The sequence below is a fragment of the Pseudomonas sp. GM49 genome, assembly GCF_000282355.1.
Classification (GTDB): Bacteria; Pseudomonadota; Gammaproteobacteria; order Pseudomonadales; family Pseudomonadaceae; genus Aquipseudomonas.
Map to the genome: position 1 here is coordinate 1 of NZ_AKJL01000231.1, position 3,509 is coordinate 3,509.

Annotated in this window: 2 protein-coding genes; one reads left to right on the top strand and one right to left on the bottom strand. The window is 62.2% G+C overall.

From position 1 onward, the window contains the following. Window positions 1-395 (bottom strand): response regulator (locus PMI29_RS08995; protein WP_008000858.1); only part of this gene is annotated, 395 nt, incomplete at its 3' end. A 214-nt stretch (window positions 396-609) separates the two neighbouring features. Here PMI29_RS08995 and PMI29_RS08990 point away from each other — a divergent pair. Continuing rightward, a complete protein-coding gene (locus PMI29_RS08990; protein ID WP_008000861.1) occupies window positions 610-3,363 on the top strand; it encodes a response regulator in 2,754 nt (917 codons plus the stop codon). Window positions 3,364-3,509 lie beyond the last annotated feature (146 nt).

Genomic DNA, 3,509 nt, shown 5'->3' on the forward strand with positions numbered 1-3,509 from the left:
GGCCGGCGGTCGAGTGCCACCCGCCGCAGAATGGCCTCGATGCGCACACGCAACTCCACCATGCTGAAGGGTTTTGGCAGGTAATCATCGGCCCCCAGGCGAAAGCCGCTGATGCGATCAGCCTCGGCACCGAGGGCCGACATCAGCAACACCGGGGTGGAATGGCTCTGGCGCAATTGGGTCAGTACCGCCAGGCCGTCCATGCCCGGCAGCAGAATATCCATCAGCACCACGTCGAAAGGTTGCCGGCGAGCAATGTCCAGGCCTTCCTGGCCGTTCTGGCACCAGGTCACCTGGAAGCCGCTACGGTCCAGATGCTCATGAACGTAGGCTCCGAGCACAAGGTCGTCTTCGATGGACAGGATTCGGGGGAGGCCGGCAGTGATGGGAGTCATGACTATCTGCAAATAATTCTCAGTTGAGCGATTATTCAAGATTGCCTCGCCAGGGGCAACCCACGGTTTGTCCGTATCGACAATGAGTCGCCCGGGCCGACGAATGACGGCACCATTTTTACCAGGATTGCCCGCGAGCAAATCGCTACACTGCGCAAGTGGTGCATGGCGGATGCATGTGCCGGTCGATAAATAGCGGGTGCAGGAGAGATGCGTGCTCAAGAAACTGGGAATCAAAGGCCGCGTGCTGTTGCTGACCCTGTTGCCAACCAGCCTGATGGCATTGGTGCTGGGAGGTTATTTTACCTGGATGCAACAGGCTGACCTGCAAGCCCAGCTCATGCAGCGCGGCGAAATGATCGCCGAGCAGTTGGCTCCGCTGGCGGCGCCAGCCATGGGCCATCAGGACAACGAACTGCTCGAACGCATCGCCACCCAGGCCCTGGAACAAACCGACGTACGGGCCGTGACCTTCCTGGCTCCCGATCGCACGCTGCTGGCCCACGCCGGCCCGACCATGCTCAATCAGACGCCCTCCGGCAGCGGCACGCAAATGCTGCGCCGCAGCGGCAGCGATGCGACCCGCTACCTGCTGCCGGTATTCGGCAAACACCGCAACCTGGCCGGGGACGTGATTCCCGAAGAAGCCGACCGTCTGCTGGGCTGGGTCGAACTTGAACTGTCCCATAACAGCATGCTGTTGCGCGGTTACCGCAGCCTGTTCGCCAGCCTGATGTTGATCAGTGCGGGACTGATCGGTGCGGCACTGCTGGCCTTGCGCATGGGCCGCACGATCAATCGGCCGTTGAGCCAGATCAAGCAAGCCGTGGCTCAACTCAAGGACGGCCATCTGGAAACCCGCTTGCCGCCCCTCGGCAGCCAGGAACTGGATGAACTGGCTTCCGGCATCAACCGCATGGCCGGCACCCTGCAAAACGCCCAGGAAGAATTGCAGCACAGCATCGACCAGGCCACCGAAGACGTGCGCCAGAACCTGGAAACCATCGAGATCCAGAACATCGAGCTGGACCTGGCGCGCAAGGAGGCCCTGGAAGCGAGCCGGATCAAGTCCGAATTCCTGGCCAACATGAGCCATGAAATCCGCACGCCACTCAATGGCATTCTCGGTTTTACCCACCTGTTGCAAAAAAGCGAGCTCACCCCGCGCCAGCTCGACTACCTGGGCACCATCGAAAAATCCGCCGACAGCCTGCTGGGCATCATCAACGAGATTCTCGACTTCTCGAAAATCGAGGCGGGCAAACTGGTGCTCGACCACATTCCGTTCAACCTGCGCGATTTGCTGCAAGACACCCTGACCATCCTCGCCCCGGCCGCCCACGCCAAGCAGCTGGAACTGGTGAGCCTGGTGTATCGGGACACGCCGCTGTCACTGGTGGGCGACCCGCTGCGACTCAAGCAGATCCTGACGAACCTGGTGAGCAACGCGATCAAGTTCACCCGCGAAGGCACCATCGCCGCCCGTGCCATGCTCGAAGAAGAACACGAAGACACTGTGCAATTGCGCATCAGCATTCAGGACACCGGTATCGGCCTGTCGAACCAGGACGTGCGCGCCCTGTTCCAGGCCTTCAGCCAGGCCGACAACTCGCTGTCGCGACAACCCGGCGGCACTGGCCTGGGTCTGGTGATTTCCAAGCGCCTGATCGAACAGATGGGTGGCGAGATCGGCGTCGACAGCACGCCGGGGGAAGGCTCGGAATTCTGGATCAGCCTGAGCCTGCCGAAAGCCCGCGACGATGCCGAAGACTTGCCCGCCGCACCCTTGCTCGGGCGTCGGGTAGCGGTGCTGGAAAACCACGAACTGGCCCGGCAGGCGTTGCAGCATCAACTGGAAGATTGCGGCCTCAGCGCCACACCGTTCAATACCCTGGAAAGCCTGACCAATGGCGTGACCGCCGCTCACCAGACCGATCAGGCAATCGACCTCGCCGTGCTCGGCATCACCAGCAACGACATGCCGCCGGAACGCCTTAACCAGCATATCTGGGACCTCGAGCATCTTGGCTGCAAGGTGTTGGTGCTGTGCCCGACCACGGAACAGACGCTGTTCCATCTTTCCGTGCCCAACCCCCACAGCCAGCTCCAGGCAAAACCGGCCTGCACCCGCAAGCTGCGACGCTCTCTGTCTGACCTGGTCAGCCCGCGCCCGATGCGCAGCGAGCCGGGTGAACCGGTGTCCAGCCGTGCACCGAAGGTGCTTTGCGTCGACGACAATCCGGCCAACCTGATGCTGGTGCAGACCCTGCTCGAAGACATGGGCGCCAAGGTGCTCGCGGTGGAAAGCGGTTATGCCGCCGTCAAGGCGGTGCAGAACGAGACATTCGATCTGGTGTTGATGGACGTGCAAATGCCCGGCATGGACGGCCGCCAGAGCACCGAGGCGATCCGCCAGTGGGAAAGCGAACGGCATTGCACGCCGCTGCCGATCGTAGCCCTCACCGCCCACGCCATGGCCAACGAAAAACGCGCGCTGCTGCAAAGCGGCATGGACGACTACCTGACCAAACCGATCAGCGAACGGCAATTGGCGCAGGTGGTGCTGAAGTGGAGCGGCCTGGCGCTGCGCAATCACAGCCCGGAGCGCTCCGGCGATATGCATGGCGGCGCCCATGACCTGTTGGTGCTCGACCACGAGGAAGGATTGCGCCTGGCCGCCGGCAAGGCAGATCTGGCCGCGGACATGCTGGCGATGCTGCTCGCATCCCTGGAAGCTGACCGCGAAGCCATCCGCCTCGCTCAGCAAAGCAACGATCACAACGCCCTGATCGAACGGGTCCATCGCCTGCATGGCGCGACACGTTACTGCGGCGTACCGCAATTGCGCGCAGCCTGCCAACGCAGCGAAACCCTGCTCAAGCAACAGGACCCGAAAGCCAGCGTTGCACTGGAAGATCTCGACCGGGCGATCAATCGCCTGGCCGCCCAGGCGCGTATCAATGCTTGATTCAGCGCAACCCTGCCAGGTGGCATGAAAGCTAATGTAGCAGCTGCCGAAGGCTGCGTTCGGCGGCGAAGCCGTCGTAAAACCCGTATCCGCGGCTAACCTGCAGAACTACGGCGGCTTGTTTTGCGACGGCTTCGCCGCCAAAC